The sequence below is a fragment of the uncultured Rossellomorea sp. genome (genome assembly GCF_947488365.1).
GTDB lineage: Bacteria > Bacillota > Bacilli > Bacillales > Bacillaceae_B > Rossellomorea.
Genome location: NZ_CANKZT010000010.1, coordinates 15,651 through 37,039 on the forward strand (window position 1 = coordinate 15,651; position 21,389 = coordinate 37,039).

Consider the following 21,389-nt stretch of genomic DNA (forward strand, 5'->3'; position numbering starts at 1 on the left):
CTGCTGAAATCTCACACTCTTAAGCTACATCAATTCTCCATAAATATACAAAACATATAATAACGAAACAATCATCACCACGAGCACAGTCTCAAGAAAGTGACTTGACTTTTTATTTCGGTGATTTTGATATCTGCTTGTATGCGAAGGTGATGAACTTACATGAGAATTTGTTGGAACAGGTCTTTTGACTTTAGGTTTCGGTTTGGGCTGCTGTACTGGTTGAGAGTGAGAAAGTCCATTCAGGAGGCTGACTCTCATATCACTTGCAGATTGAAATTTTCCTTCCAACGCATCCAGAATCGACCCTTCAAACTTCTTCAATTGATCTTTGGAACCTATCGCTTCCCTTAATTGTTGCATATTCCCGTTTCCTGACTTGGTGAAACGCCCAGGGTAGGCTAAATTAATGAGGATCATACCTACAGAGAAAAGATCATATGAAGGTTCCGCTCTCCGTGAACCTCCTACCCAATATCCTCTATCAAAAAACTCCGTAAACTCTTTGATTGCCCGTCCATTGATAGTCGTTCCCCCAACATCAATACAGCGAATTCGGTAAGGAGGGCCTGTGACGATCAAGTTTTCAGGTTTTAAATCCCCAAAGACCCACCCTTCCTTATGAATTCGCTCTAGGTCTGTCAGGAGTTGAGCAATGAGTACACCTGCCCACGAAAATCCTTTCGATTGAACAAATGACAGCAAGTCAGTACCTTGAATATATTCCATCACGTAATAATGTATTTTCTGTCCCCGATACTCCCAATCGTCCACATCAAGAAGCTTTGGCCCAAGGGGAGCACCTTGGACCTTTGAGAAAGACTTTAAAACATTGACTTCAGAGGTAATAGATACATTACTGTCACTCATCTTTAATGCCTGGTATCCTGAAGATCCTTGTACAAGGTACACAATACCGTTCGCACCATACCCTAATTCTTTTACAATGGTGTAGATGTGCTTATACCACTTTCCTCTTATAACTGTTCCAGGGGGAAAATCAAATGGTTTCTTCGAAGTATTGTTCATCATCGCCACGAGTGAGCAATCCCCTTAATGAACGTTTTTTCTTAAAGTGTGTGATAGCTTCTGAGATCGCTGGACCTGTTGGAGTAATTCCACCTGGAGACAATTTAGAGAATATACTCGTTAATGTTTCAAGTTTCGGTGTCCAATCTAGCAATTTTTCGACATCTTGTCGTTTCCCGGGAAATACAAAGACGGAAAATTTATTATCACCCATTCTAGCATTCAGGCTTAATGAAAGGTCTAATAGAGCTTCCTTAACCGTGGGAAGCTTATGTTTCATACTTGCAGACGTATCGACAAGAATCAACACTTCCATATCAACTGACTCCCCTAATTCGTCGACAACCTCCATGACCTCTCCACGTTGTTCTGGAGGAAGCTCCTCCATGGATGCGGATTTACCGAGGATTTGTTTCAGCTCTTTATTCACAACCCCCTGCAAGGTTTGTGTCATCGCTTTACGTGTAACCATTTGCACGGTTTGAGAAAGTTGTTGAGCATATACAATCTGACTTACTCCACCCCCTGATAGAGCAATTCCTTCAATTTCCTGCATTCCGTTATCATCTATCACATCATTATCCATGACACCAATTACGTTAACTGAAATTCCTTGCTCCTTCGCAAGGGCCGCCATCGCAATTGGATCTTCCCCTTGATTCGAACAACCATCCGTAATTAATAGAATTTGACGAAGTGTACCTGGCTTCATCAGACTCCCCTCCTCATTCTAAAGTTGTTATCATCTTCGCCGAGTGAGGAGGAAATTATACTCTAGTTAACTATTTTTCAAGGGAAATATTCGTCCTACGAAATCCTTTTTTTATCTTTCGTTTTCGGTTTTTGCACAGGGATAGAGGACCATTTCGGTATATTATGTTTGATTTTCGAAACCACAATTGTCATATCGTCTTCTATTAATCCGGAGCTCGACCTGATCACTTCCTCCATTAGAATATCGGCCACTTCTTGTGGTTCCTCGGTTTCAAGTTCCTTTATTTTCCTCTTCATCCAGAGGTCATAATTTTCTACATGTTTCGGGCCTTCAAAGGCGCCATCACTCATCATAATGAGAAGGTCTCCTGCTTTTAACTGCTCAGACACGACATCCACATCGAAATCCTGCTGAAGCATCCCCATTGGTAAATTGCTTGCCTCTACCTTTATGATTTTATCTCCCCGCTTAATGAAACTCGGGGTTGAACCGATTTTCAAGAACCTCGATGACGCATTCTGCAGATCGATCATGGCTAAATCCAATGTAGAGAAAATTTCATCATTCGTTCTTAGAGATAGAATCGAGTTGATGGATTTGATCGCCACCTGTTCTTCAATCCCGGATTCCAGTATTTTTTTCAAAAGTCTCAGGGTTTCATTACTTTCATAGTGAGCCCGTTCTCCATTTCCCATTCCGTCACTAATCGCAACAGCATATTTCCCCCTTCCTAATTCAATCATCGAGTAGCTGTCTCCTGATACCAGCCCTCCCCCTTTCGCTGCATGAGAAGCTCCGGTATCCACTACAAATTTCTTGGCAGATTGGAAGGTCACATGACATTGACCGTTCGGAAATTGAGCACACTCCTCCTTTTGAACAATGATATTTTCACCTAAAATATCCGATAACATCGGGGCAATCAGCTTTTCACCCTCTCCATGTCCCCCGCAATAAGGCATGGTCATATCTATATCAACATTCCCCTGTTCCAGGTTATAGATTTCAATGCTTTCAATCTCGATTCCAAACTCTCCGATACTCGATAAGATTTGTTCTTCCTGAATATGATGATTCTCCCTCTCTCTTTGAATTTCTTTTGCGAAGTTCCCCATCACCTCGGATACTCCCAGTAATTGATCAGCGACCAGCTTCCTGCTTTCCTGGACCTGCTTCTTTAATTTTAAATTGGCTTGATAGAAGGTCAACTCCTGATAAATCGTCTCTTTCAGCTTTTTCTCTCTCGTACAATGCTTCTCTACTTCTCTAGCAAGTTTTTGTGACAAGGGGACACGTCCCTGATCATACTCGGTCATCACATCTTTCATCAGATTATAGGTTTTATCAAAATTCCGAGCCCAGCATTGATCTTTCTTAAAACAGGTTTGACACGTTTTCTCTGTCACATTGCTTAAGAAATAATCGAACTCTTTATCTTCCTCCTCTTCAAATCGGTCTTCTATTTGTTGAAAACTATTGGACAAAGCTTGAAACACCGAGGAAAACTGCGTGACCCTGTTAGCGGTCACATCTCTCACCCTTCGCATGTATCCCTGTTGTTCCTGCTGGTATTCGGCAGTCCCAGGAATATGCTTGGCAATTTTAGACGTTAAACTTTGAGGGGTTAAAAATAAGAGTAAAATCGCTACCCCCGATTCATATAAGGTTTTCGTTATGACCGTATCTGTTTCTCCGTACATCCCCATTAGTAAAGTAGCGATTAACAAACCGATTGCTGCTCCGAATTTCTTTCCTTCTTTCATAAGTCCGCCCAGAAGCCCCGAGAAAGCAAGCAAGCTCATTTGATAAAAGCTGGAAACGTTCGCTAAACTGAAAACAAGCCCAGTGACAACCCCTACTGTGGAGCCCACTGTAGCCCCTGCTATAAAGGAAAACAGCAGCACTAAGTATCTTGATAACACATGTTCCACAGACAGATTATATACAGACCATCCGATCGTACCTGTCATAATAGATGCTAATAGAATGATCAGACTGACCACTTCTTCTGTTTTCAGCGACTTCCTTCTACGCTGAACGGTTACAAGGGGCACACTTTGAATGAAAATATACGTTAACAGAAAAGCAAGGCTCGCTTCTATCAAAGCCATTACTCCGTTGTAAACCGTCAGGGCTTGTCCTTGCTGGATATAATCGAATGAAAGCTTCGCTGCCATGACAGTGAAGAAGACATAAAAAGCGACGACTCTCAAATTGTTCTTGTGATATTTCTGTGATAATCGAAACGCTAATAGGAATATTATCGCACTGACAAACGTATAACTGATACTAGGAAGAGATAAGGTAAGAGCTCCTGCAAGCAATCCGATTAGTGCAATGGGAGATTTTTCTCTTCGGATAATGTAAACAGCGGCAAAGAACGGTAATGCAAACGGCGTTAAGTGGGAAAGGATTAACGCTCTCCCCAATAAAAATCCGATAACGAATAAGGCGATCCCCTTTTCTACGAATAGCCACGAAAGCTTCGAATAAATAGACTTAATTCCCTTGGATAGCTCCACCCTAGTGTGTTCAATGTCCACGTTCTGAACTGGTTCGATGATCGACTGATCGGCTTTCCCCATGTATGAAACACTCCCCATTTCTTTTTTGTTCAGTATAAATGGTACAAGCTTAAAACTTTGTCAAAATGAGGGAATACACACCAAGAAAGTTTCGACGACTTTCTATGGATTCCGGTAAAATATTCAGAATATTCTCGTCTCATTCACTATCCCTTACTGCTTTTTTCGTCTTAAACGCTTATGCAACTAGACTTAAGGGAATTTTGACAAATTCTTTACGAGAGTATATTGACAAGATAATTCTTTCTATGTATCATAGATTTTGTGCCTAAAAGGTGCATACAATATGGCGGTGTAGCTCAGCTGGCTAGAGCGTACGGTTCATACCCGTGAGGTCGGGGGTTCGATCCCCTCCGCCGCTACCATATTTTGAGGCCCGTTGGTCAAGCGGTTAAGACACCGCCCTTTCACGGCGGTAACACGGGTTCGAATCCCGTACGGGTCATAGTAAAAAAAGACTATCAGTTATGATAGTCTTTTTTTTATATTCAAGTTCTTTTCGTATGAATGTGCAAATCAGGCTTTTTCGGCAGACACCACTTCTTCAACTTGCTCCTGGTGATGTTTATCATGACCGATAAAATCTTCAAAAAACTCTTCAAGTGTAAAGCTTTGATCTCCTACCGAGAACGAAAGTTGTAAATCATCATCTGATAAGCTATTTACATAAGCTATAATTGAATCGCGTGTTTTGATACCCTCTTCAATCAAAGCTTCCTTATTGACCACGTCATGCGCATATTTTTCAGCTTCTCCATTAAAACGTTGAAAATCCGGAAAGGGAGACAGCTGCGCTCCTTCTGAAATATTTGGAAGAAGCTCTTCTAAGGAATATTGGTCCCATTTGATCATGTGAGAAACATTTGCAGCAATCGACCATTTGCTTTCCTCCATTGGCTGAAACCACTCGTTATCATTTATCTTTTTCAATTCATTAAGCCACAGCTTAAACGATTCATGATGATCGATTATCTGTTCTTTTTTCATAATGGCTGCCTCCATAAAGTTAGTTAAGACTATATTAATTCGATGGGGGCATGTCATTTTCCTGTCTCCACAATATAAAAAAAACAGGCACACTCATCATAATGAGTATGCCTGTTTTCCGTTCACAACCTGCTATATGAGTTAATAGACAGCAAGTTAACCTTTTTTCGCCCCTCTTCCACCACGACGAGACTCAGTATTCTTCTTTAAAGATGATAAACGATCCTCACTGTCTTTCAAGAAACGTGCCATCTTTTGTTCGAAACTCTCTTTAGTGCGTGTGTCGTTCTGTTTGTTATTATTACTACGCGGGCGTTGAGGACGCTGAGGGCGCTGCGGGCGTTGTGGTTGCTCTTTCGCTTTTCGGATGGACAAACCGATCTTTCCATCTTTCTCAACATTAATAACCTTAACCGTTACTTCGTCGCCAACTTTAAGGTGCTCGTTAATATCCTTAACATAGTTGTCTGCAACTTCACTAATGTGAACTAAACCTGTTGAACCTTCCGATAATTCCACGAACGCTCCAAAATTTGTAATACCTGTTACCTTACCCTGTAACTTGCTGCCTACTTCGATTGACATAAAAGAAATGCTCCTCCTTAAAATGATAAAAGATAAACCTTATTATATATTATAGCCAATTAAAAAAAAGAGTGTCAATAAGACACCTCTTCTTCTTTCTCTTTATCTGGTTCAGGTATGTTGAAAATAATCTCACCATCATCTGATAAAAAGTAATCCCGGCGCGCCAGTTTGGCTATATATTCATCGTCGTTAAGCTTCACAATCTCTTCTTCCAACGCGGTTTGCTTATCTTTAAGATGTTCTAACTTTTTTTCTAATTGTGCTTTTTCAGTACGTTTATCTTCTAAAACTTGGGCTCTGGAAATGAGAGTCGAAACTAAAAATCCACTAATTGCCAAAACTAAAACAAAAAAAACTGCTAATCGACGGACCAAACGCTTTTTTCTCTTAGAAGACGATTTATGCATATGCTCCTGATGACGGACATATTCATTTTCCATTGGTGTCACGTTTTTTCTCATTCCCAAACCTCCTTTACAATATGGAGTGGCAAAGCCGTGCCCTATTCTTTATCTTTAGGTTTCTTGTTAAACTTTTCTACCACTCTATATACTTTTTTGATATACGCTTTAAAAATCCCTGCCAGTTTATTATATAACTTCTCGACTCTTTTTGTAAGATTTTTCGGCAATAAATTCCAAATACCCTTTAATATCCACCATATTGGAGCAGTTACGAGCTTAATCGCCCAATGCAATACCCTCCAGATCACCTTTAAAAGGAAGATTATGACGGATAAGAGCCCTTTTCCTACAGATAAAACCATTGTAATGAGAAGAACGATTATCCATTTTATCGGTGAATAGATTAATTTTTTCACCATTTGCACAGCAAAATTATAAAGGGAGATAAAAAATAAGATCAGTCGTTCCAAAAAGGCAAGATAAAACTGCTTGATGAGAGCTTGATAACCAGCAAAGCCACACAGCAAAGCAATGAAAATATAAAATCGAATCTCACCAAAATTGACGACAAATAAAATGTAAAAGATAGACAGGGCTTGCAATATCCAAAACATAATGTCGTTTAGGAATACAAGCCACCGTTTTCTTTCTGACCGGTTTAAGAAACGATTGTAAGTATCCAATGTCGCACCAAATAAAGCTCCCATACCGATCATGGAAAGCATGGTATAGAACTGGATTGAGAGTGTCATCGAAACAGCTTGCTAAAGAAGCCTTTAGCCTTCTCCCCATTTTGTTCATCCAGGTAAACGAGATCAAACACCTTTCCTTTAATGGAGACAATGCCTTTGTCCACGTCTAAATTTTTCATTTGAAGATTTTGGCCTCTGACAGACAAAAAGCCCATCACGGTTTCGAGGAGAAACTCTTCATTATCGAAGCTTTCCACTTGTTTAACACCCGTGATATCAAGAAGCTTGCGGCCTCTCATCATAACGTCATGCTCTTGAAAAGTGGTTTTATCTTTGTTCCCATCATAATATTGATTCATATCCATCCCTCACATTCCCATAGTACAAGCTTTGTAACTATGTTTATGTTTTCGGGAGGAAAATAGAACCTCTGACTATGTAATCCTTACTCCGTTTCTTCTTGAACTCTTTCTTCTGAAAGAACGGAATAAAGTCCACTCGCTTCTTCTTTTTTGGTCGTTTCAAGTAGCCTTTCTATCTTTACCCTCATAATCTTTTGACCAAACCTAACGCTTAATTCGTCTCCGACTTTCACGTTAGAGCTCGCTTTTGCTTGCAGTCCATTCACTGTTATACGGCCCTGATCGGCAATTTCTTTCGCCATCGTTCTTCTTTTTATCAGTCTTGATACTTTTAAAAATTTATCTAATCTCATGGATACCATTATACATTTCCCCTTATTCGATATTCATCTTTTTGGCTTCGTTCCAAAATTGGTCTAATTCTTCTAGTGTAAATTCATCGAAGCTCTTCCCCGTTTTCAAAACCTGCTCTTCCACATAAGAGAAGCGGCGATAAAATTTAGTATTGGTCATAGCCAGGGCTTCCTCTGGAAATATCTTATAGAATCTGGCCACACTGATCAGCGCGAATAAAATATCTCCAAATTCTTTTTTGATATGGTTTTCACTATTATTCTCGACCTCGTTTTCAAATTCCTTTAATTCTTCCCATACTTTTTCCCAGGCACCTTGTGGGTCTGGCCAATCAAATCCTACTTTTGCGGCTTTTTTCTGGTATTCGTATGCCTTCATGAGAGCCGGCATTCCTTTGGCAACGTTCTTAAGCATCGGTTCATGTTCATCCGACTTTTCTTGCTTCTTGATTTCATCCCAGTTCGCTTTCACTTGTTCCGTATTTTCTACTTGAACCGAACCGAATACATGAGGGTGTCTTCGGACCATTTTGGAAGCAAGACTTTCAATCACTTCCTCCATCGTGAACATTCCTTCATCCTCACCTATTTGGGCATGAAGCATGACCTGGAGCAGGACATCCCCCAGTTCTTCAATCATATGCTCAATATCCTCTTCTTCAATGGCTTCCAGTAATTCGTACGTTTCTTCGAGTAAGTATTTCTTGAGGGAATGATGAGTTTGCTCTTTATCCCACGGACACCCATCAGGTCCCCTTAGTGTCGAAATGATTTCTCTTAATGTAGTATATTGCTTATAAGTAGATTCCATTTCTTTCACTGCCGGGACATATAAGCTTGTTACATTACTGAGGTGGGCCACACGATCAAGTTCCACCAGCGGGATTCTTTCCACCTTCTCTTCCTTGCTGCCAGCCGCTGTCACGAGCATCACTTCATAATCATACGGATAGAGTTCCATCAAGGTAATCTTCACCTCAGAAGCAACGAAAGCATCATACACCTGTCCGATAATCAGCTGTTGATTCATATGTATATCGTGAAGCTTTAAGCTGGTACCGTCCAATAGCTGAAAGCCATCTATGGGATCCGCTCCGACTGAAGCGAACAAAGCATCAATGAAGCTCTGCCCCCCGCCGATCGACACCTGGATCTTCCCTTCTTTCTGTAGGTCAAGAAGCATTTGAACAGCTTTTTCAGCCACTAAGGGATGACCCGGAACGGCATAGACGAGTGGATGCTGTTCAGATTCCCTAACCAACTCACGTACAATTTCTTCATACACGTGGTCGAATTGTTCATGCTTTTCATATACAGCATCGAAGGATTGAAACTCGACTCCTTCAGCTGTTAAATCCTTTACGACTGGATGCTCCTTCGTACGTAAATATAGATGAGAGCTACTCTTTATTAATCGGTATACTCCTAAAGGGAGTTGTTCGATATCTCCTGCACCTAAACCCACAATTGTTATTGTATGCATATTGATCTCCTCGCTACTTTTTATTCATTGGTTGTGCTTTATTCATCAGCCAAACCCATTTACTCCCAAATGGCAAGAAACTGATTTCTTCTCTTGTGAGGACATTCCCTCTTAAAAATACGATCAGAAAGATCATGCCACCGATACAAACCCCTCCTAAAGAAAAGAGGACGGAAAGCTCCCGTTCAGGCATTCCTTTGTCTAAAAGTGTATCATAAATCCGCAATAACACCTGTAACCCGATGGTCATGGATCCACCGCTAAGAAGTAATGTTTTGTAGAAAGAAAAGGGGAAAAACCGAATAGGGAATAACCTTCTTAGCTTCCCGATCATCATTCCGGCAATAACAGTTAAAGAAGCAACAGTCGCGATGGACGCCCCCATGATCCCCATGACAGGAACGAGATAGGCGTTGCCGATATATTTTAAAAGAATGCCCATCATAATACAGAACGCAGGAAAATAGATTTTTCCGATTCCTTGGAAAATACCTGCAAACGTAAGAATAAGACAGCTAAAGAAAATCGATACACAAAAAACGGCTATGACCTTTGAGCCGAGGGCATTTTCAAATAACATCGTATTGGTGGGAACCATGATATTAATGATTCCCAAGGTTGCAGCAAATCCGATGGTAATGCTAATTTTAAGGGATAGCTGACTGTACTCCCTCACTAAATCATCTTTCTGTTTCAGATAGGCACTTGTCACCAATGGGACAATGGTCAGGGAAATGGAGGTCGCCACTACCGTACCCAGCTGGACAAAGGGTTGTCCCCGGTCATAAATCCCTTTCCAGGTTTTCGCCGTTTCCGCTTCCATACCTGATGAGGTTAAGAGGGAATATACATTCAAGGAATCAACAAACTGAAGAAGGACCAGCAGCATAGCACTTACACAAATGGCGGTTCCATTCTTTAACAATCGTGACCAAATATATAAGTAATCTTCTGGCAATCTAAGGGATTTACGTGAAAACAGCTTCTCCTTCCGTGCAGACACAAAGAAAAGTAAAACCAGCAAGCCTCCAAGACCACCGGTTATCGAACCGAATAGCGCTCCGTTCCCTGTGATATACAGGGAATATCCTTGAGATATCAATATCGTGGAAAAAACAAGAATTGTCGTCACTCTTATCGTCTGCTCCGTCACCTGCGAAACGGCGGTTGGCACCATATCTTCTCTTCCTTGATAGTATCCCCTCATAACAGAAAGGGGAGCTAACAATAGAAAGGATAAAGAAATGACTTGAATCAACGGTTTAAGGAGTGGATCTCCCATCCAATCGGCAATGACCCCCGCACCAAAGTAAACGAGAAGAAACCAGCTTATTCCAACAAGACATAGAAACAGGAAGGAGGTGACAACTATATTCTTCGCTCCTTCTTCATCTTCATATTCTAATTTCTCGGCTACTAACTTCGAGATGATCACAGGGAATCCATAGGTGGATAATGCAATGGCAATTCCGTAAAAGGGATACACCTGCTGATAGATATAAAAACCAATATCTCCAACAATATTTTGAAACGGCACTCGATATACAGCACTTAATATCTTCGTCACTAGTGCGGCAACCGTTAATACCATTGCCCCCTTCAAAAATTGATTGGAGGAGTATTTCTTACTCAACCAGTTTTCCTGCCTTTCTGTACCACTTTTTCAATGCTCTGAAGTGTCTGATCAGACAGAGAAAAAATCATTTATGTACTGGTCATTTTACCATAAAGAGCTGTCTGTTTTCTCCACTAGCATCGTTTAACAGCCCAAAACAAAAAAGAAGAGCGGCTATGTGCCACTCCTTAAGGTTATTGCTCCATTTGTCTTGCTAAAAAGCCAGCTGCCGTTTCTACTGCCTTTTGTTCCACTTCGCCTACTGTACGTTCCTTCGAGAAGATCGCAACGGCACCAATCGGGTCACCATTTGCGACAATCGGGGCAATCGTATAGGAAGCAAGATCCTCACCGTGTCCATCGACAAGTTCAGCTTGTCCTTGTTGAGTGTGTAATAGAGACGTACGGTCATCCATTACTTTCTCAACCAGTTCACTGATGTTCTTATTTAAATATTCTTTCTTTGAAGCGCCGGAAATTGCGATTACAGCATCTCGATCGCAAATTAAAACAGCACTTCCAAGGCTGTCGTATAATGCTTCGCCGTATTCCTTAGCAAAGTCACCAAGTTCACTGATTGGGGAGTATTTCTTTAAGATGACTTCTCCGTCACGATCAACGAAGATTTCCAGGGGATCTCCCTCGCGAATCCTTAATGTTCTACGAATTTCTTTCGGAATGACGACACGCCCTAAATCATCAATACGACGAACAATACCAGTTGCTTTCATCTATAGTTGCCTCACTTTCATCAGATGATTTTTATTTGGCAATGTACCAACTTGTTATTGAATACTTTACCATTGTTGAGTTTAGTATCTTACAACTTAGAAGTTCTATACACATTCAGTTATTTTTTCTGTAATTTCACTAAAATTCTAATGCAGGTATCTTTTTCCATTGTTGGCAGCTGCATAAATACTAATACCCTTATCATAGTAAAGTAAAACAATCAGCGCGTTTACATTTTGGTTACAGTATTATAACGAAGGTAAGAATTTCCGTTTTTCATCTGATGAATGAGGCTGCTATCAATTTTATGCGTTTTCTTCTACTTTCAATGCTTCATCTAAGTGCTTAATGATGTCATAAGCCATATTAAACCACTTGGATGCTTCTAAGCGTGTGGTATTGATAGATATTTTAAGCTTAGAGCCTTCCATTCCTAGTCCAACAGCCCGGCCGTGTTTATTGCATAAGTTAAAGACCTTGGAACCATCGATCTGTGCCGTTCCTTCTGGCGACATGAAGATGTTCACTGATTTCTTATCCTGCTTAATGGATTCAAGCTTTGTATTTTTAGCGTATATTTTCATTTCAGAGATTAAGAATAGATAGCCGACTTCCTTTGGGTACTCCCCGAATCGGTCAAGGATCTCTTCTTCCAGCTCTTCGATTTCCGGAAGAGAAGAAAGAGAACGGAATCGTTTATACATTTCAATCTTCTGATGACCATCTTTAATATAATCATCCGGAATATAAGCGTCAATTTCGATATCCACTTCAAAGGTCGACTCCGGCTGCTTCGGCAGATCTCCCTTTCGTTCCTCGATCGCTTCTTTCAGCATTTGAGAGTACAAATCAAATCCGACAGAATCAATAAAGCCGTGCTGTTGGGCTCCCAGGAGATTCCCTGCTCCACGGATCGTCAGGTCGCGCATGGCAATTTTAAACCCTGAACCGAGCTCAGTAAATTCTTTTATTGCCTGCAATCGTTTTTCGGCGACTTCCGTCAGCACCTTATCCTTACGATAGGTGAAGTAGGCATAGGCCACCCTGTTCGATCGTCCTACCCGTCCCCTTAATTGATAGAGCTGAGATAAGCCCATTCGATCGGCATCAAAGACAATTAATGTGTTCACATTCGGGATATCAACTCCCGTTTCAATGATTGTCGTTGTGACCAACACATCGTATTCTCCAGCAAGGAAGCTTAAGATAACCGCTTCCAGCTCGTTTTCACTCATTTGACCGTGTGCGTAGGCAATTCTCGCATCTGGTACGAGCATGGAGATTTCGTCAGCTTTCCTTTCAATATCTTCCACTCGGTTGTAGAGGAAATACACCTGACCGTTACGGGCCATTTCTCTTTCAATGGCTTCTTTGATTAAGGCACCGTTGTATTCCATCACATATGTCTGAACAGGGAAGCGATTCTCTGGCGGTGTTTCAATAACAGATAGATCCCTTACTCCAAGCATCGACATATGGAGCGTCCGCGGGATTGGGGTAGCCGTTAAGGTCAATACATCAATGTTTGTTTTTAATTGCTTAATTTTTTCTTTATGCGTAACTCCGAATCGCTGTTCTTCATCGATGATCAACAAACCTATGTCACGATATTGAATATCCTTAGACAGTAGACGGTGAGTCCCCACTACAATATCAACCGTACCATTCTTAAGCCCCTTCGTCGTTTCCTGCTGCTGTTTTCGTGTCCTGAAACGGCTTAATAACCCGATCTCAACCGGAAAGTCCTGAAAACGCTCTTTAATCGTCTCATAATGCTGCTGAGCAAGGATTGTGGTCGGTACAAGAATGGCGACCTGCTTTCCATCGGCAATGGCTTTGAAGGCCGCACGGATGGCCACCTCTGTTTTCCCATAGCCTACGTCTCCACATAGTAAGCGGTCCATCGGACGTTCTCTTTCCATGTCGTGCTTGATCTCACTAATAGAACGCAGTTGATCGTCTGTTTCCTCGTAAGGGAAGGCTATTTCGAACTCTCGTTGCATATCCCCATCAGGAGAAAAAGCATAGCCTTTTGCCGCTTCACGTTCCGCATAGAGTTTGATCAGATCATCGGCTATATCTTGAACAGAAGACTGTACCTTCGATTTAACCTTTTTCCATTCGCTGCCGCCTAATTTGTATAGCTTGGGATCCTTATTTTCTGAAGCTACATATTTTTGAACGAGCTCAATTTGATCGACGGGAACATAGAGTTTGTCATTCCCCTGATACTTCACATGCAGGTAATCTTTATGAACCCCGTTGATTTCTAATGTTTCAATCCCCAGGAATTTACCGATCCCGTGATTCACATGAACAACATGGTCGCCAACCTTCAGCTCAGAATAACTTTTGATGCGCTCAGCATTTGAAAGCTTTTGTCTTCTTGGCTTCTTTTGGGTCCTTTTATTAAACAGCTCTTCTTCCGTAATGACAGCAAGCTTCTGAAGTGGAAGCTCAAATCCGCTCGTCAGGCTTCCGTTAATCATTTGAATCGTTCCGGGTAATAGCTTATCTCCATCTTCCACGAAGGCGATTTCAATTTTATAATCGTCCAGCACCCGTTGAAGCTTCTTCACCCGTTCTTCATCGGGGCCTAGTAAAACAACGGTATATTTTCCTTTTTTCCAGCGGTCCAATTCAGCCTTCAACACATTCATTTGCCCATGGAAATTTTGCATGGGCTTTGTGGAAACATTAAAGATATTCTGTGGGCTTGTGTTGGGAATATGACGCAGGAACAACGAAAAATACACCTTTGGAAGCTTCGTCGTACTAATCAACTTGGAAAAGGCATGGGATACTGGTACGTCATGGATGATCTGTCCCTCTTGTAATAAAGAGGTATACCACTCGGCTTCCTCTTTCTCAAGAGACTCACTCATTTCTTGTACCCGACTGAATTCGTCAAAGAAAATGACCCCGTCCTGAGGTAAATAATCTAGCAAACTACTAGGATTTTCATATGCCAGCGATAAGTACTTGAAAATCTGCTCGGGGACCTGGCCATTTTCAAGCTGATCCATCTCATGTCCTATGTACTCTGTTAACTTCTCCTTTACAGCAGCTGCTTTGACTTTCTTTAAACTAGAAGAAAGTCCAGCTTCAATTTCACGAATCAGTCTTTCGATATTCTCATATTTCAATAAGACCTCTGTTGCAGGACCTATTTCCATGGAATCCAGTTTATCAATCGATCGCTGATCCTCTACAGAAAATAAGCGTATAGAATCAATTTCTGTGTCAAATAACTCGATCCGGACAGGATTTTGGGACGTTAAAGGGAATACATCGACGATTCCTCCCCGAAGGCTGAATTCCCCAGGTGTACTGACCATTCCCGTCCGCTGATAACCCATTTGGACCAATTGATTTAACATTTCATCCAAGTCGATATCTTCCCCCGTTGTAAAACGAATTTGATTCGTTTCCCACATTGATTTCGGAGGAAGGATTTTTCTTAACCCTGCGACAGGAACAATGTAGACACCTTGATGATTCTGGGATAGCTTGTTTAATACTTCGATTCGTTGAGCTCTCAGTTCCGGACTGGCTACGCTTAATTCCGCTGCGATTAATTCATTGGCAGAATATAAATATACTTCATCATCGGATAAAAATTGAATGAGATCGTCATAGATTTTCTGCGCTTGAAACAAATTATGGGTAACCACTATGGTGGATTTCTTTGTTTGTAAATACACATCCGCTATATAGGCTGTTCGAGATGAGCCCGACAATCCTGCTACAAGTTGTTCTGATAATTGTTCTTCCACTCCAGTGATGATGGACTGGATTTCTTCACTTTGATGAACCTGTTTTAGAATACCTTTCAAGTGTACGCTCCTCCCCTACGGATCTTTCTATATATCTCAGGTTGTAAACAGAAAAATGCTTTGGTTCGCAACCAAAGCGTTCTTACTGAATGATATGATCTAATTGATGATAGTCCGGATTTCTTTCCAGACTCTCCTGACAATCTTCACAGATGGTCTTTACTTGGATATCTCCGTTGTCTCGATACTGAACCATGTGTAACCGTTCTTCCTCTGACAGCGTATGAATCCCGAGCTGCTCTGAATGAACAGATACGTTTGAAAGTGTTCCAACATTCGTACCACAATGTCGACACTGATAATGGATCGCCATACCATTTCCCTCCATACACATTTATACAGTTAGTATGAACCTGATAGAAGGGAGTTATTCAACTCTTAAAAGGAATGATGGATGGTTTCACCAGGATGATTCATTTGTCTTGGAAGTTCAGTATATGAAACCCTTAATTGAATTTATTCATCACTTCGAGGAAAGGTTTATCAAACCATGTTTCACATGCTTCGACACTGGCAGAGATCGCCTTATCAAGCTCCGCCTGATCTTCCTTATTAAACTTACCAAGTACGTAATCCGGAACGCTCATCCCGTTGACAGGACGGTCGATTCCAACTCGAAGACGATTAAAGTGTTGAGATCCTAAGTGAGCGATTGTCGATTTAATGCCATTATGACCGCCTGCACTTCCTTTTTGTCTTAGCCTTAATTTCCCTACTGGTAAGTCCAAATCATCATAGATGACAAGCAAATCTTCCTCTTTAATATCAAAATAATCCATCAGGGGGACGATGCTTTCCCCAGACAAGTTCATATAGGTAAGGGGCTTTAATAATATGATTTTTTCACCTTTATAATGGTACGTCCCGTATACGCCTTTAAACTTTGACTGATTCAACGAAACTCCCAGTCGATCTGCTAAAGCATCTATAATAACAAACCCGATATTGTGTCGTGTTTTCTCATATTGTGATCCCGGGTTTCCCAGTCCAACGATTAACTTCATTTCTAACACCTCTTCTGACCTTATACTTCTAGAATAACGTAAAAAGCGCAACCTGCAAAAGGTTACGCCAAAAAATATTGATTTTTATTCTTCCGTTGACTCACTTTCTTCATTGGCCTCTGATTCTCTTCCTTCTTCATTCTCAGGAGTACCAGCTTCCTGCTCTTCGCCACTGTCGATCTCTTCTTCTTGTCGAGGAGCAAGAATGGAAGCGATCGTACGATCATCCTCTTCGTTAAGAGTGACGCTGTATTTGTCCCGGATATCACTGATTGTGACCGTTTCTCCGACTTGTAGGTCGGCAATATCGACTTCAATTGATTCTGGGATATCCTTAGGTTTAGCAGTAACAGAAACCTCATGTAATGGCTGCTGCAACACCCCTCCGTCTTTCACTCCAGGCGCTTCTCCTACAAGATTGATACGAACATCGGCATCAATTTCCTCTGACATATTCACAGCAAGGAAATCAACGTGCGTAACAGCATCCTTCAAGTGGTCCTGTTGATAGTCACTTAAAATGACGTTTTGTTTATTACCATCTACGTTTAAAGAAATAATCCCGTTTCTTCCTACTTCGCGAATCGTTTTGATAAACGTAATGGCATCTACCATAATAGGTGTATTATCTGCTTTGTAGCCGTACACGACTCCAGGAATGTTACCCTCGTGTCTCAACTTGGTTAATGAAGATCGTTTAAAATCTTTTCTAGTATTTGCTTTTAATTCGGTTGCCATGTCTAATCCAACACCTTCCCTAATCTTTTATGTTAGTTAAAGTTCTATATATAGTAATTACCCTAATATGATTTGAAATAAACATAGAAAAATCAATTCATTACAGGAAGAGTGCTCTGGGAATGTTGTCAGAGAGGGAATAAGGCAGAATGACAAAAAGAAGAGCCCGACCCTCAAAAAGGGCAGGCTCTTCTTCATATGCACAAACTACAAATATTAATTCTTAATCAAAAAGCGTGCTGACAGATTGTTGTTCATAGACACGGATGATGGCTTCACTGATTAGTGGAGCCACTGACAACGACTTCACTTTACCGATCATTTTCTCTTCCCCTAGTGGGATGGAGTTCGTCACAACCAACTCTTTAATATTTGAATTCTCGATGCGCTCGATGGCCGGACCTGAAAGAACAGGGTGCGTACAGCAAGCAAAGACTTCTTTCGCTCCGTTTTCTACTAACGCATTGGCAGCCAGCGTGATCGTACCTGCTGTATCAATGATATCATCGATCAAGATGGCGATTTTCCCATCAATATTACCAACGATGTTCATAACCTCTGCAACGTTCGGTTTTGGACGACGTTTATCAATGATGGCAATCGGTGCTTTCAATCGTTCCGCAAGCTTACGGGCTCTTGTCACTCCTCCGTGGTCCGGGGATACGATCACAAGGTCTTCATTATTGAATCCTCTTTCTTCAAAGTAATCCGCAAGGATCGGAACACCCATTAGGTGATCAATTAGGATATCAAAGAAACCTTGAATTTGAGGGGCATGCAGGTCCAGCGTAATAACGCGGGTAGCACCGGCAGTTTCTAACAGGTTCGCAACCAATTTAGCCGTGATCGGCTCACGCGCTCTTGCTTTACGATCTTGACGGGCATAACCATAATAAGGCATAACAATGTTAATCGTTTTAGCAGATGCCCGTTTCAAAGCATCGACCATAATAAGAAGCTCCATCAGGTTTTCGTTTACAGGCTGACAAGTAGACTGAATGACGAATACATCACAACCACGGATACTTTCTTCAATGTTAATCTGGATTTCACCGTCACTAAAACGCTTAACAGAAGATTTCCCTAATTCTACTCCTACTTCATCCGCAATTTCCTTTGCAAGATGATAGTTTGAATTAAGGGAGAAAATTTTTAATTTGGAATTAATATAAGAGTTTGGCATTGTGGACCTCCAATTATTTCTTATGGTTTAGATTTTGAACATAGTTTTCTTTATTTACTTGGCGAGCTCTTGCAATTGAAAGAGACTCTCCTGGAACATCCTCAGTAATAGTAGAACCGGCAGCAATGTAAGCACCTTTTCCAACTTTGACAGGCGCTACCAGATTTGAATTACAGCCTACAAATACACCATCTTCAATCTTCGTCAGGTGTTTGTTTTTCCCATCATAGTTCACTGTGATCGACCCACATCCAATGTTGACGTCACTTCCAACCTCTGCATCTCCAATATAGCTTAAGTGAGATGCTTTACTCGCTTTACCAAACGAAGCCTTCTTAATTTCAACGAAGTTACCAATTTTCACTTCATCCTCAATGGTCGAAGCCGGACGAATGTGAGCAAATGGCCCAATATGAACATCCGATCCGATCGAGCTGTCATGGGCAACAGATTGCTTCACGACTGTTCGGTCGCCGATCTGACAATCCTTCACCTCGGAGTTCGGTCCGATCATAGTGTCTTCACCGATTGTGGTGCTGCCCGTAAGAACTGTACCCGGAAGGATAACCGTATCTCTGCCAATCATAACATCGGCATCGATATACGTATTGTTCGGATCCTTTATCGTTACACCATTGCGCATATGGTATTCATTGATGCGCTTTTTCATCGTGATTTCTGCTTGAGAAAGTGCTACACGGTCGTTCACACCCAATGTCTCATCAAAGTCACTTGTTTGGTACGCACTTACGATTTCACCTTCAGATTGGAGAATCTCAATCACATCCGGTAAATAGTACTCGCCTTGTACGTTATCATTCGAAACCTTTTTCAGGGCATCGAATAACGCTTTATTATCAAAACAATAGGTTCCAGTATTGATTTCTTTCACGTTTCTCTCTTTATCAGTTGCATCCTTATGTTCAACAATGCGCTCCACTAAACCTTCTTGATTGCGGATGATACGTCCGTATCCATCAGGAGATTCAGTGTGACCAGTCAAGATAGTCGCTTTCGCACCCTGTCCTTCGTGATGCTTCACTAAAGCTTCCATCGTTTCTCCTTTAATGAGCGGTGTATCACCACATACCACTAAAGTAGTGCCTTCTAAATCACCTAGCACATCTTCAGACTGCATGACAGCGTGAGCGGTACCTAACTGCTCAGCCTGAAGAGCAAAATCACTCTTTCCCTCTAAATGCGACTTCACAAGCTCAGCACCGTGACCAACGATTGTGACAGTCTTTTCTATATGTAATGTTGAAATTTGGTCGACCACATGTTCCACCATTGGCTTGCCACACACAGGATGAAGAACTTTGTAAAGCTTCGACTTCATTCTCGTACCTTGCCCAGCAGCTAATATAACGGCATATCTATTTGTCATTTTTGGTCCTCCAATAACCTTTTTATCCATAACGAATATATCCTAAAAACTCTATCATTTCAAGGATTCAAATAAAAGTACATATATTTGTCAAACGAAAAGCGGAGGCGGCTTGGTCAGGCCCGACAAGCATATGATGAATTGACCGGAAAGGCGCCCTTTGCCTTTTTGGTCAATTTAGCTTATGACCTCGAGCCTCTAAGCCCTGGAGCTGGACAGACGAAAAGCGGAAGGGCTTTGCCCAGAGGCGACAAGCATAAGACGAACATGCCGGAAAGGCGTTCTTTGCCTTTTTGGCATGTTTGGCTTATGACCTCGAGCCTTTAAGCCCTGGAGCTGGACAAGACGAAAAGCGGAGGCGGCTCGCTAGCCAGAAAAGTCCGTGTTCACAATTTGGCACAAGTTTGACCGAAAGTGGCACAACAAACCCCAATAATGGCACAAGTTTTCCCGAAAACTGCCTCTACAAACATTAAAAGTGCCGCAACACTTCCGCATTTCCAGCTTAAAAAGTACTTTCAAACGACCTAAATCAGCCATTTTCCCTTAAGGGCAGCGACACCGTCATTTAATTGAGCCGTTTTCATTAAACACATGCCATTCCTAGTTCCATTTTATCCATGTTTTAGCCCGGATCTCGCTTTTTCAGACAAGCTATCCTATTATCAACATCTATGTCGAATTTTCTTTTCCTTAAAATACAAAAAAAAATAAATTAGAGGTTTCAACTCTCCAAACATCGGGGTATACAAAAAGCGTAAGAACTGCCACTTTTAAATGCTCGGCTCTTAAAGACAAAAAAAAAGAGCCTTACAAAAGTAGGCTCTTGATGCAATAGATTCTATTAGGAAGCCCCAGCTTCTTCTAACTCAACTTCTTCTAACTCACCTAGACGGTGATACTCAGCTAAAACGGCATCTTGGATCTTGCCGCGAGTACCCGAATTAATTGGGTGAGCAATATCACGAAATTCCCCATCTGGAGTTCGCTTGCTTGGCATCGCTACAAATAAGCCATTGTTCCCATCAATTACACGAATGTCATGAACAACAAATTCATTATCCAGCGTAATAGATGCGATAGCTCTCATGCGACCATCGGTGTTTACTCGGCGTAATCTTACGTCTGTTACTTCCATTCTGTTCACCACCTTTTTCCCTAGATGAAATCTACTCTATGTATTCAACGAATTATTTAGATATTCCTTCTTAAATTGTAAAATTTTTTGAAAAGTTTTATTTTTTATACCCTTTCATCTATTTCATTTGAACTACACTTCTTTTTTGACACAAAAAAACACCCGTGAATATTACTTCACGAGTGCGATTACTTCGATCTCAACCAAGGCATCTTTAGGTAAGCGGGCTACCTCTACACAAGAACGAGCAGGCTTGTGGTCACTAAAATACTCCCCATATACTTCATTGATCGTACCAAATTCATTCATATCCTTAATGAAGACAGTGGCTTTTACCACTGTTTCCAATGACGCCCCAGCTTCTGATAGTACGGCTTGAAGATTACGGAACACCTGATGCGTTTGTTCCGCTACATCCCCTTCCACCATAGTACCTTCTGCTGTCAGAGGAATTTGTCCTGAACTATAAAATAAATTATTTACGACAATCCCCTGAGAATATGGACCAATTGCTGCTGGTGCTTGCTTAGTAGAAACTACACGCATTTTAAATGCCTC

20 protein-coding genes and 2 tRNA genes are annotated in these 21,389 nt (G+C 41.4%); 2 read left to right on the plus strand and 20 right to left on the minus strand.

The window, feature by feature from the left end; all coding sequences use genetic code 11:
• Positions 1-24: 24 nt before the first annotated feature.
• From Q1B03_RS20755 to spoIIE, 3 genes are all read right to left on the minus strand, one after another.
• Complete coding sequence (locus Q1B03_RS20755; RefSeq protein WP_299746445.1) at positions 25-1,032, minus strand: serine/threonine-protein kinase; 1,008 nt, start codon at positions 1,030-1,032, stop codon at positions 25-27.
• Positions 1,001-1,741, minus strand: coding sequence for a VWA domain-containing protein (locus Q1B03_RS20760; protein ID WP_299746310.1), 741 nt, complete (start codon positions 1,739-1,741; stop codon positions 1,001-1,003). Before Q1B03_RS20760 ends, Q1B03_RS20755 begins: the two co-directional genes overlap by 32 nt.
• A gap of 95 nt (positions 1,742-1,836) precedes the next feature.
• Positions 1,837-4,329: a stage II sporulation protein E gene (gene spoIIE / locus Q1B03_RS20765; RefSeq protein ID WP_299746313.1), complete on the minus strand. Its 2,493-nt coding sequence runs from the start codon at positions 4,327-4,329 to the stop codon at positions 1,837-1,839.
• A 288-nt stretch (positions 4,330-4,617) separates the two neighbouring features.
• Here spoIIE and Q1B03_RS20770 point away from each other — a divergent pair.
• Positions 4,618-4,694: transfer RNA gene (locus tag Q1B03_RS20770), tRNA-Met, on the plus strand.
• Between the two features lie 8 nt (positions 4,695-4,702).
• Positions 4,703-4,774 (plus strand) — tRNA-Glu (locus tag Q1B03_RS20775).
• Positions 4,775-4,845: 71 nt separating this feature from the next.
• On the opposite strand, the gene Q1B03_RS20780 is transcribed toward Q1B03_RS20775, so the two are convergent.
• From Q1B03_RS20780 to Q1B03_RS20860, 17 genes are all read right to left on the minus strand, one after another.
• On the minus strand, positions 4,846-5,316 hold the full coding sequence (locus Q1B03_RS20780) for a DinB family protein (protein ID WP_299746316.1): 471 nt from the start codon (positions 5,314-5,316) through the stop codon (positions 4,846-4,848).
• A gap of 156 nt (positions 5,317-5,472) precedes the next feature.
• Entirely contained in the window at positions 5,473-5,901 is a 429-nt protein-coding gene (locus Q1B03_RS20785) for a S1 domain-containing RNA-binding protein (RefSeq protein ID WP_044340617.1), read from the minus strand.
• Positions 5,902-5,975: 74 nt separating this feature from the next.
• Complete coding sequence (locus tag Q1B03_RS20790; protein WP_299746322.1) at positions 5,976-6,365, minus strand: septum formation initiator family protein; 390 nt, start codon at positions 6,363-6,365, stop codon at positions 5,976-5,978.
• A 41-nt stretch (positions 6,366-6,406) separates the two neighbouring features.
• A complete protein-coding gene (gene yabQ, locus Q1B03_RS20795; protein WP_299746325.1) occupies positions 6,407-7,060 on the minus strand; it encodes a spore cortex biosynthesis protein YabQ in 654 nt (217 codons plus the stop codon).
• Positions 7,057-7,359, minus strand: a complete 303-nt coding sequence (gene yabP / locus Q1B03_RS20800) for a sporulation protein YabP (RefSeq protein ID WP_044340620.1) — start codon at positions 7,357-7,359, stop codon at positions 7,057-7,059. The genes yabQ and yabP overlap by 4 nt, the downstream gene beginning before the upstream one ends.
• A gap of 86 nt (positions 7,360-7,445) precedes the next feature.
• A complete protein-coding gene (locus tag Q1B03_RS20805) occupies positions 7,446-7,715 on the minus strand; it encodes an RNA-binding S4 domain-containing protein (RefSeq protein ID WP_044340650.1) in 270 nt (89 codons plus the stop codon).
• Positions 7,716-7,737: 22 nt separating this feature from the next.
• Positions 7,738-9,198 (minus strand): nucleoside triphosphate pyrophosphohydrolase, encoded by a 1,461-nt coding sequence (gene mazG / locus Q1B03_RS20810; protein ID WP_299746328.1) that lies wholly within the window; start codon positions 9,196-9,198, stop codon positions 7,738-7,740.
• 13 nt (positions 9,199-9,211) lie between these two features.
• Positions 9,212-10,831 carry a polysaccharide biosynthesis protein gene (locus Q1B03_RS20815; protein ID WP_299746331.1) on the minus strand — a complete coding sequence of 540 codons (1,620 nt, stop codon included), beginning with the start codon at positions 10,829-10,831 and terminating at the stop codon, positions 9,212-9,214.
• 176 nt (positions 10,832-11,007) lie between these two features.
• Positions 11,008-11,544, minus strand: a complete 537-nt coding sequence (gene spoVT, locus Q1B03_RS20820; protein ID WP_149158188.1) for a stage V sporulation protein T — start codon at positions 11,542-11,544, stop codon at positions 11,008-11,010.
• A gap of 306 nt (positions 11,545-11,850) precedes the next feature.
• Positions 11,851-15,381: a transcription-repair coupling factor gene (gene mfd, locus Q1B03_RS20825; RefSeq protein WP_299746339.1), complete on the minus strand. Its 3,531-nt coding sequence runs from the start codon at positions 15,379-15,381 to the stop codon at positions 11,851-11,853.
• An 82-nt stretch (positions 15,382-15,463) separates the two neighbouring features.
• Positions 15,464-15,694: an anti-sigma-F factor Fin family protein gene (locus Q1B03_RS20830; RefSeq protein ID WP_299746342.1), complete on the minus strand. Its 231-nt coding sequence runs from the start codon at positions 15,692-15,694 to the stop codon at positions 15,464-15,466.
• A 133-nt stretch (positions 15,695-15,827) separates the two neighbouring features.
• Positions 15,828-16,385, minus strand: coding sequence for an aminoacyl-tRNA hydrolase (gene pth / locus Q1B03_RS20835; RefSeq protein WP_299746345.1), 558 nt, complete (start codon positions 16,383-16,385; stop codon positions 15,828-15,830).
• Between the two features lie 84 nt (positions 16,386-16,469).
• A complete protein-coding gene (locus Q1B03_RS20840; RefSeq protein ID WP_299746348.1) occupies positions 16,470-17,123 on the minus strand; it encodes a 50S ribosomal protein L25/general stress protein Ctc in 654 nt (217 codons plus the stop codon).
• Positions 17,124-17,346: 223 nt separating this feature from the next.
• On the minus strand, positions 17,347-18,306 hold the full coding sequence (locus tag Q1B03_RS20845) for a ribose-phosphate diphosphokinase (protein ID WP_044340628.1): 960 nt from the start codon (positions 18,304-18,306) through the stop codon (positions 17,347-17,349).
• Positions 18,307-18,319: 13 nt separating this feature from the next.
• Positions 18,320-19,693: a bifunctional UDP-N-acetylglucosamine diphosphorylase/glucosamine-1-phosphate N-acetyltransferase GlmU gene (gene glmU, locus Q1B03_RS20850; protein ID WP_299746353.1), complete on the minus strand. Its 1,374-nt coding sequence runs from the start codon at positions 19,691-19,693 to the stop codon at positions 18,320-18,322.
• Between the two features lie 844 nt (positions 19,694-20,537).
• A complete protein-coding gene (spoVG, locus tag Q1B03_RS20855; RefSeq protein WP_032085215.1) occupies positions 20,538-20,831 on the minus strand; it encodes a septation regulator SpoVG in 294 nt (97 codons plus the stop codon).
• Positions 20,832-21,002: 171 nt separating this feature from the next.
• Positions 21,003-21,377, minus strand: a complete 375-nt coding sequence (locus Q1B03_RS20860; RefSeq protein ID WP_299746361.1) for a RidA family protein — start codon at positions 21,375-21,377, stop codon at positions 21,003-21,005.
• Positions 21,378-21,389 lie beyond the last annotated feature (12 nt).

Coding starts and splice junctions, on each gene's coding strand:
- Q1B03_RS20755 (WP_299746445.1), bottom strand. CDS start 1,032: ATGATGAACAATACTTCGAAGAAACCATTTGATTTTCCCCCTGGAACA.
- Q1B03_RS20760 (WP_299746310.1), bottom strand. CDS start 1,741: ATGAAGCCAGGTACACTTCGTCAAATTCTATTAATTACGGATGGTTGT.
- spoIIE (WP_299746313.1), bottom strand. CDS start 4,329: ATGGGGAAAGCCGATCAGTCGATCATCGAACCAGTTCAGAACGTGGAC.
- Q1B03_RS20780 (WP_299746316.1), bottom strand. CDS start 5,316: ATGAAAAAAGAACAGATAATCGATCATCATGAATCGTTTAAGCTGTGG.
- Q1B03_RS20785 (WP_044340617.1), bottom strand. CDS start 5,901: ATGTCAATCGAAGTAGGCAGCAAGTTACAGGGTAAGGTAACAGGTATT.
- Q1B03_RS20790 (WP_299746322.1), bottom strand. CDS start 6,365: ATGAGAAAAAACGTGACACCAATGGAAAATGAATATGTCCGTCATCAG.
- yabQ (WP_299746325.1), bottom strand. CDS start 7,060: ATGACACTCTCAATCCAGTTCTATACCATGCTTTCCATGATCGGTATG.
- yabP (WP_044340620.1), bottom strand. CDS start 7,359: ATGAATCAATATTATGATGGGAACAAAGATAAAACCACTTTTCAAGAG.
- Q1B03_RS20805 (WP_044340650.1), bottom strand. CDS start 7,715: ATGAGATTAGATAAATTTTTAAAAGTATCAAGACTGATAAAAAGAAGA.
- mazG (WP_299746328.1), bottom strand. CDS start 9,198: ATGCATACAATAACAATTGTGGGTTTAGGTGCAGGAGATATCGAACAA.
- spoVT (WP_149158188.1), bottom strand. CDS start 11,544: ATGAAAGCAACTGGTATTGTTCGTCGTATTGATGATTTAGGGCGTGTC.
- Q1B03_RS20830 (WP_299746342.1), bottom strand. CDS start 15,694: ATGGCGATCCATTATCAGTGTCGACATTGTGGTACGAATGTTGGAACA.
- pth (WP_299746345.1), bottom strand. CDS start 16,385: ATGAAGTTAATCGTTGGACTGGGAAACCCGGGATCACAATATGAGAAA.
- Q1B03_RS20840 (WP_299746348.1), bottom strand. CDS start 17,123: ATGGCAACCGAATTAAAAGCAAATACTAGAAAAGATTTTAAACGATCT.
- Q1B03_RS20845 (WP_044340628.1), bottom strand. CDS start 18,306: ATGCCAAACTCTTATATTAATTCCAAATTAAAAATTTTCTCCCTTAAT.
- glmU (WP_299746353.1), bottom strand. CDS start 19,693: ATGACAAATAGATATGCCGTTATATTAGCTGCTGGGCAAGGTACGAGA.
- spoVG (WP_032085215.1), bottom strand. CDS start 20,831: ATGGAAGTAACAGACGTAAGATTACGCCGAGTAAACACCGATGGTCGC.
- Q1B03_RS20860 (WP_299746361.1), bottom strand. CDS start 21,377: ATGCGTGTAGTTTCTACTAAGCAAGCACCAGCAGCAATTGGTCCATAT.